The sequence below is a fragment of the Propionicimonas sp. genome (genome assembly GCF_047606205.1).
Lineage (GTDB): Bacteria > Actinomycetota > Actinomycetes > Propionibacteriales > Propionibacteriaceae > Propionicimonas.
Window position 1 is genome coordinate 1 of sequence record NZ_JASGES010000224.1, and the last position, 5,666, is coordinate 5,666.

Annotated in this window: 6 protein-coding genes; 5 read left to right on the forward strand and 1 reads right to left on the reverse strand. The window is 72.6% G+C overall.

Going from position 1 to position 5,666, the window contains the following annotated elements; all coding sequences use genetic code 11:
• Nucleotides 1-356: 356 nt before the first annotated feature.
• The gene (ddaH, locus tag QM633_RS13975; RefSeq protein WP_415154373.1) at nt 357-1,220 is read right to left on the reverse strand and encodes a dimethylargininase; all 864 of its coding nucleotides are present in this window, start codon (nt 1,218-1,220) and stop codon (nt 357-359) included.
• A gap of 104 nt (nt 1,221-1,324) precedes the next feature.
• Between ddaH and QM633_RS13980 the strand changes: the two genes are divergently transcribed.
• The 5 genes from QM633_RS13980 (at nt 1,325) to QM633_RS14000 (ending at nt 5,656) form a co-directional block, all read left to right on the forward strand.
• The gene (locus tag QM633_RS13980) at nt 1,325-1,759 is read left to right on the forward strand and encodes an Lrp/AsnC family transcriptional regulator (protein WP_415154374.1); all 435 of its coding nucleotides are present in this window, start codon (nt 1,325-1,327) and stop codon (nt 1,757-1,759) included.
• 190 nt (nt 1,760-1,949) lie between these two features.
• Nucleotides 1,950-2,954 carry a LacI family DNA-binding transcriptional regulator gene (locus tag QM633_RS13985; protein WP_415154375.1) on the forward strand — a complete coding sequence of 335 codons (1,005 nt, stop codon included), beginning with the start codon at nt 1,950-1,952 and terminating at the stop codon, nt 2,952-2,954.
• Nucleotides 2,955-3,195: 241 nt separating this feature from the next.
• Nucleotides 3,196-3,618 (forward strand): hypothetical protein, encoded by a 423-nt coding sequence (locus tag QM633_RS13990; RefSeq protein WP_415154376.1) that lies wholly within the window; start codon nt 3,196-3,198, stop codon nt 3,616-3,618.
• 91 nt (nt 3,619-3,709) lie between these two features.
• Nucleotides 3,710-4,723, forward strand: a complete 1,014-nt coding sequence (locus tag QM633_RS13995; protein ID WP_415154378.1) for a zinc-dependent alcohol dehydrogenase family protein — start codon at nt 3,710-3,712, stop codon at nt 4,721-4,723.
• 18 nt (nt 4,724-4,741) lie between these two features.
• Nucleotides 4,742-5,656 carry a helix-turn-helix transcriptional regulator gene (locus QM633_RS14000; RefSeq protein ID WP_415154379.1) on the forward strand — a complete coding sequence of 305 codons (915 nt, stop codon included), beginning with the start codon at nt 4,742-4,744 and terminating at the stop codon, nt 5,654-5,656.
• Nucleotides 5,657-5,666: the final 10 nt, after the last annotated feature.

The following is a 5,666-nucleotide window of genomic DNA, read 5'->3' on the forward strand; positions in this document are numbered from 1 at the left end:
CAGGGGGCGGACCGAAAGCGGAACCGTCCCCCACTCGGTCCAACCACCCGCCGGGCCCGTCGTGGACCAGGAAGGGGACGGTTCCCCACTCGGTCCAACCACCCGCCGGGCCAGGAGGCGGACCGAAAGCGGAACCGTCCCCAACTCGGTCCAACCGGCCGCCGGGCCAGGGGGCGGACCGAAAGCGGAACCGTCCCCCACTCGGTCCAACCCACCAACTCGGTCCAACCGGCCTGACGGCGTCGCCCGGGCTCAGGGTGCGCGGCGGCGCGCACCGACGGCGCGGACCCGGGTTGCCCACACGCTCCGTCCGGCACCATCGGCACCGGACGGAGCGGGGCACCCCACCCGTTGGATCAGAAGCGCAACTCCAGCGTGCAGCACTTCACGCCGCCGCCCCCACGCAGGAGTTCGGAGAGATCGACACCGTGCGGCACGTAGCCGCGGCGCTCGAGATCTCGCCCGAAGGTCGTCGCCCTGCTCGCGATCACCACGTTGCGGCCGTCGCTGAAGCAGTTCAGCCCGAGGACGGCGGCATCCTCCCTCGTCGCCAGCACGGCGTCGGGGAACCTCCGCTCGAGCTCCCGCCGCCCGGCCTGGTCGAACGCGTCCGGCAGGTAGGCGACGGACGCGGGGCCGCCGTCGGAGTCGAGCACCGCGAACGCGGTGTCGAGGTGGTAGTAGTTCGGGTCGACCAGGCGGAGCGGCACGACCTCACGGTCGAAGCTGCGGGACAACTCGCGGTGACTGGACGGGGCGCTGCGGAACCCGGTGCCGGCGAAGATCGTGTCCCCGACCGGCAGGAAGTCGCCCTCCCCCTCGTTGACGTGGCGCGCGTGGGCGACCCGCAGCCCTCGCTGCTCGAACCACGCCGCGTACGCGGGGCCCTCGGCCGCGCGCTCGTCGAACCGGAACCGGGCCGAGTAGGCCGTGCCGTCCAGGACGAACCCGCCGTTGGCCGCGTAGACCATGTCGGGCAGGCCCGGCAGCGGGTCGATCAGCTCCACGGCGATGCCGAGGCGCACGTAGGTGTCGTACAGCGTCTGCCACTGGCGCAGCGCGAGCCCGGTGTCGGTGGGCACGGCGGGGTGCATCCAGGGGTTGATCCGGTAGCTCACGGTGAAGTGCTCCGGGCGGCACATCAGCACCCGACGGGCCCTGCCCAGGCGAGGACGCGATCCGGCGCGCGCGTCCACTGTCGGCTCATCGATCAGCGTCATGACGCCATGATCACAACCGGTCCGGTACGAATGCCGTGGATTCCACGCTCGATCCTTGCGCATTGGCACAATGTGTCGGCGATTTCTTGCGTTAGCCTTCCCGCATGGACCAGGTCGACCGCGCCATCGTGGAATGCCTCAAGGCCAACTCGCGCGCACCGTACGGGGACATCGGCGCCGAGGTCGGCCTGTCCGCGTCCGCGGTGAAGCGCCGCATCGACAGGCTGGTCGAGGACGGCACCATCCGCGGCTTCACGATCGTGATCGACCCCGCGGCGGAGGGCCGCGCGACCGAGGCCTACGTCGAGCTGTTCTGCCGCGGCAATGTCACCCCGGACAACCTGCGCCGCATGCTGACGGCCGTCCCCGAGGTCGTCGGGGCCGTGACCGTCACGGGTGAGGCGGACGCGCTCGCGCACATCCGTTCCGCTGACATGCCCTCACTGGAGCGCGCGCTCGAACGCGTCCGGCACACCGCGATGGTCGACCACACCCGGTCCGCGATCGTGCTGAGCCGGCTGATCGATCGCAGCGCCTGAGGAAAAGCCACAGTCCCCTCGCGGCAGGCCCGCGGGAGCCGTCCTTTCGCACCGGGCACGCAGGAACCGGCGCCGGACACCGGGAGGTCGCCGGCGAAGGCAAGGGGCCGGGAGGCGCCGTCGGCAGGCGTCCGGACGGCAACTCCGCGGGACGCCCCGGATAGGCTGCTGCCGATCGGAGGTGGAGGCGATGGCGACTCGGGATGACGTGGCCCGTCTGGCCGGCGTCTCCTCCAGCACGGTCTCGTACGCGATCAGCGGCCGGCGGCGGATCTCGGACGAGACCCGCGACCGGGTCTTCGCCGCGATGCGGGAGCTCGACTACACCCCGAACGCCTTCGCGCAGGGACTGGCCGGCTCGCGCAAGGGGATCCTCGCGCTCAACTACCCCCTCAAGGACGAGGGCTGGACGCCGATCGAGGTGCGCTACTTCGAGACCGCCACCGCCACGGCCCACGAGCTGGGCTTCCACCTGCTGCTGTGGCCCAACGCCGCCCACGACCTCACCACGCTCAGCGCGCTGGTCGCACAGCAACTGGTCGACGGCGTGATCATGATGGAGGTCGAGTGGGACGACCCGCGGGTCGCGTTGTTCGCCGAGCGCGGCGTCCGCTTCGTCCTGCTCGGGCGCACGGCCGACCCGTCCGGCCTCGCCTACGTCGACACCGACTTCGGTGCGGCGGCCAGGACGGCACTGGAGTACCTCGTGGACCGCGGACACCGCGACATCCTGTTCGTCGCGGAGGACCGCGTCGCCGAGGGCCACGGTCCGATGGTCCGCACGGCGGACGAGCTGGAGGCGACCGCGCGCCGCTTCGGGGTCACGCTGACCACGTTCGCCGGACCGCGCTCGCACGCGACCGGCCGCGCCGCCTACCGTGCGCTGGCTGCGTCCGGCGCGCCCACCACGGCAGCCATCGTCTTCAACGAGCCCGCCACCATCGGCCTGGTCCATGCCGCCCAGCTCGGCGGCCGCTCGATCCCCGGCGACCTCTCGCTCGTCTCGATCGGCATGGGCGAGGACGCCGCGGAGCTCGACCCCCCGCTGACCACCATCACGCCGCCGGTCTCCGCGCTCACCGACGCGGCCGTCCGGATGCTCGTCGCCATGGTGGAGGGCCACCCGCTCCCCCGCAACGCCGTCCTGCTCGAGGCGCCGATCGTGGAGCGCGACAGCGTCCGCAGCGTCGGCTGAACGGATCACGCCGGACGCTGCTGCATGCCGTTGACTGTGACGTTTCCTCCCGAACTCGGGGGACAACGTCACACTCTGGCGGCGGTCCACGCCGAACAGCCCGCTGACCGGCTGCTCTGGTGGTCTTGTGCCGCCCATCGTGGTGTGCGACGATGCAGTCGACGCGAGTTGTCGACGCGCGTCGATCACACCGCGGAGCTGGTCACAGCGGACCAGCCGGGCTCAGGGGGAGAAGACGTCGGTGACGACCATCACAACCGTTCGAGCGGCACTCCGGGCGATCGTCACCACGGGCTGGACGCCCCGCAGCCTGTACCAGCTCGGGGCGGCGATGGGCCCGGCCACCCTCTACCTGCTCTGCACCGGCTCCGCCGACAACGACAACGAGCCGACGCCGGTCCGGGACGGCCAGGGCCGGCTGCTGGCCTCCACCACTCCACGGCTTCCGGTTGCGCGCGGCGAGGACCGGCCGCAGCTGCGGCACACCGAACTGACCGGCGCGGCGCTGCTCCGGCTCGCGGTCGGCGCCGACTGCGGACTCGTCCTCGAGCCGGGCTGCTCACTGGAGCGCACCGTCACCGCCCGGACCGTCCTTTCCCTGCAGGTGGCCGCCGGCCACACCGAGTCCCTGGCCGCCGCGACGGGGGGACGCCTGGCGTCCTGACCCGCGCCCCGCAGGGTTCCTCACCCTGACCCGGCGAGAGGGGTGTTGGCAGGGCCTCCCATCGCGGCCCGAGGTGTGGTGGGCTGGTGCCATGTTCGGAGCCGTGATCCATGCGCCAGGGGACGTCCGCTACGAGGAGCGTCCCGACCCCACCATCCTCGAGCCGACCGACGCGGTCGTCCGCACGGTGGCAGCCTGCGTGTGCGGCTCCGACCTGTGGCGCTACCGCGGGATCGCGCCGGTCCCCCAGCCCACGCCGATCGGCCACGAACTCTGCGGCGTGGTCACTGAGGTCGGTCCGCAGGTCACGACGGTCAAGCCCGGCGACTTCGTGGTGGGCGGCTTCAACCCGTCCGACAACACCTGCCCGGTGTGCCGCAAGGGCGCGACGGCCAACTGCCTGCACGGCGCCCACTACGCCGGCGCGCAGGCGGAGCAGATCCGGATCCCGTGGGCCGACGGAACGCTCGTCGCCACACCCGACCAGCCCGCCGACGACCTGGTGCCCAGCCTGCTGGCCCTGTCCGACGTGATGTGCACCGGATGGCATGCCGCGGTCAGCGCCGGCGTGGGGCCGGGCAGCAGCGTCGCCGTCGTCGGCGACGGGGCGGTCGGGCTGTGCGCGGTGCTGGCGGCCGTCCAGTTGGGCGCCGACACCGTGATCGCGATGAGCCGCCACGAGGCCCGCCAGCGGGTGGCCCGCTCGTTCGGCGCGACCCACATCGTCGCCGAGCGCGACGACGAGGGCGGCGCGAAGGTGAAGGAGCTCACCGACGGCATCGGCGCCGACTGCGTCCTGGAGTGCGTGGGCACCGAGGGCGCCCGGTTGCAGGCCGTCGGCGCCGTCCGGGACGGCGGGAACATCGGTCTGGTGGGCGTGCCCCACGGCGACCTGCCGGTCAACGAACTGTTCTGGCGCAACGTGGGCATCAAGGGCGGCCCCGCGCACTGCCGCACCTACCTGCCCGACCTGATGCGACGGGTCTGGGGCAGGACGATCAACCCGGGCCTGGTCTTCGATCTCGAGCTGCCGCTGTCCGAGGTCGCCGAGGCGTACGCCGCCATGGACTCCCGCCGGGCGATCAAGTCGCTCCTGCGTCCCTGAGCGGGCCGGGACCCGTCCATGGAGATCAGGCAGGAGGTCAGGGAGTTCCTGGGCACCCGGCGCGCCCGGATCACCCCGCAGCAGGCGGGGCTGCCGTTCGCGGGAGCGAACCGGCGGGTGAGCGGCCTGCGCCGCGAGGAGGTCGCCCTGCTGGCCGGGGTGAGCGTCGACTACTACGTGCGGCTCGAGCGCGGGAGCCTGGCCGGGGCCTCGGACGCGGTACTGGAGTCCGTGGCCCGCGCACTGCAGCTCGACGACGCCGAACGGGCCCACCTGTTCGACCTGGCCAGGATCGCGTCCACGCGGGGTGGCCGGTCGGCCACCGCCCGGCCGGGGGTGCGGACGGAGGTCCAGTGGCTGCTTGACGCGATGACCGGCTCGCCGGCCTACGTCCGCGACCACCGGATGGACGTCCTGGCGGGCAACGCCATGGGCCGGGCGGTGTTCGCGCCGGTGTTCGCCATGCAGCGGCCCAGCATGATCCGGTTCACGTTCCTGGAACCCGCCGCGACCGAGTTCTTCGTCGAGTGGGAGCGGGTGGCTGCGGATTCGGCCGCGACGCTGCGAATGCTCGCCGCGGAGTTCCCCTACGACCAGGGGATCAGCGCCGTCGTCGGCGAGCTGAGCACCCGCAGCCGCCTGTTCGCCCGGTTGTGGGCCGAGCACAACGTGCGCCAGCACCGCGCGGGCACCAAGCGGATCAACCATCCTGTGGTCGGACGCCTCGAGTTGAGGTACGAGTCGATGGCGCTCCCCGCCGAACCCAACCTCCGGCTCAACGGCTACGTGGCCGAGCCGGGCTCCGAGACGGCCGATCGCCTCGCGCTGCTTGCCAGCTGGGCCGCCACGTCCGCGGCGTCCGAGGCGTCCGAGGCGTCCGCGGGCGCCGCACCGCAGGCCGCGGCGTCGCCCGCCCCGTCCGCCGCCCCCTGACCACCGACGA

Coding starts and splice junctions, on each gene's coding strand:
- ddaH (WP_415154373.1), bottom strand. CDS start 1,220: ATGACGCTGATCGATGAGCCGACAGTGGACGCGCGCGCCGGATCGCGT.
- QM633_RS13980 (WP_415154374.1), top strand. CDS start 1,325: ATGGACCAGGTCGACCGCGCCATCGTGGAATGCCTCAAGGCCAACTCG.
- QM633_RS13985 (WP_415154375.1), top strand. CDS start 1,950: ATGGCGACTCGGGATGACGTGGCCCGTCTGGCCGGCGTCTCCTCCAGC.
- QM633_RS13995 (WP_415154378.1), top strand. CDS start 3,710: ATGTTCGGAGCCGTGATCCATGCGCCAGGGGACGTCCGCTACGAGGAG.
- QM633_RS14000 (WP_415154379.1), top strand. CDS start 4,742: ATGGAGATCAGGCAGGAGGTCAGGGAGTTCCTGGGCACCCGGCGCGCC.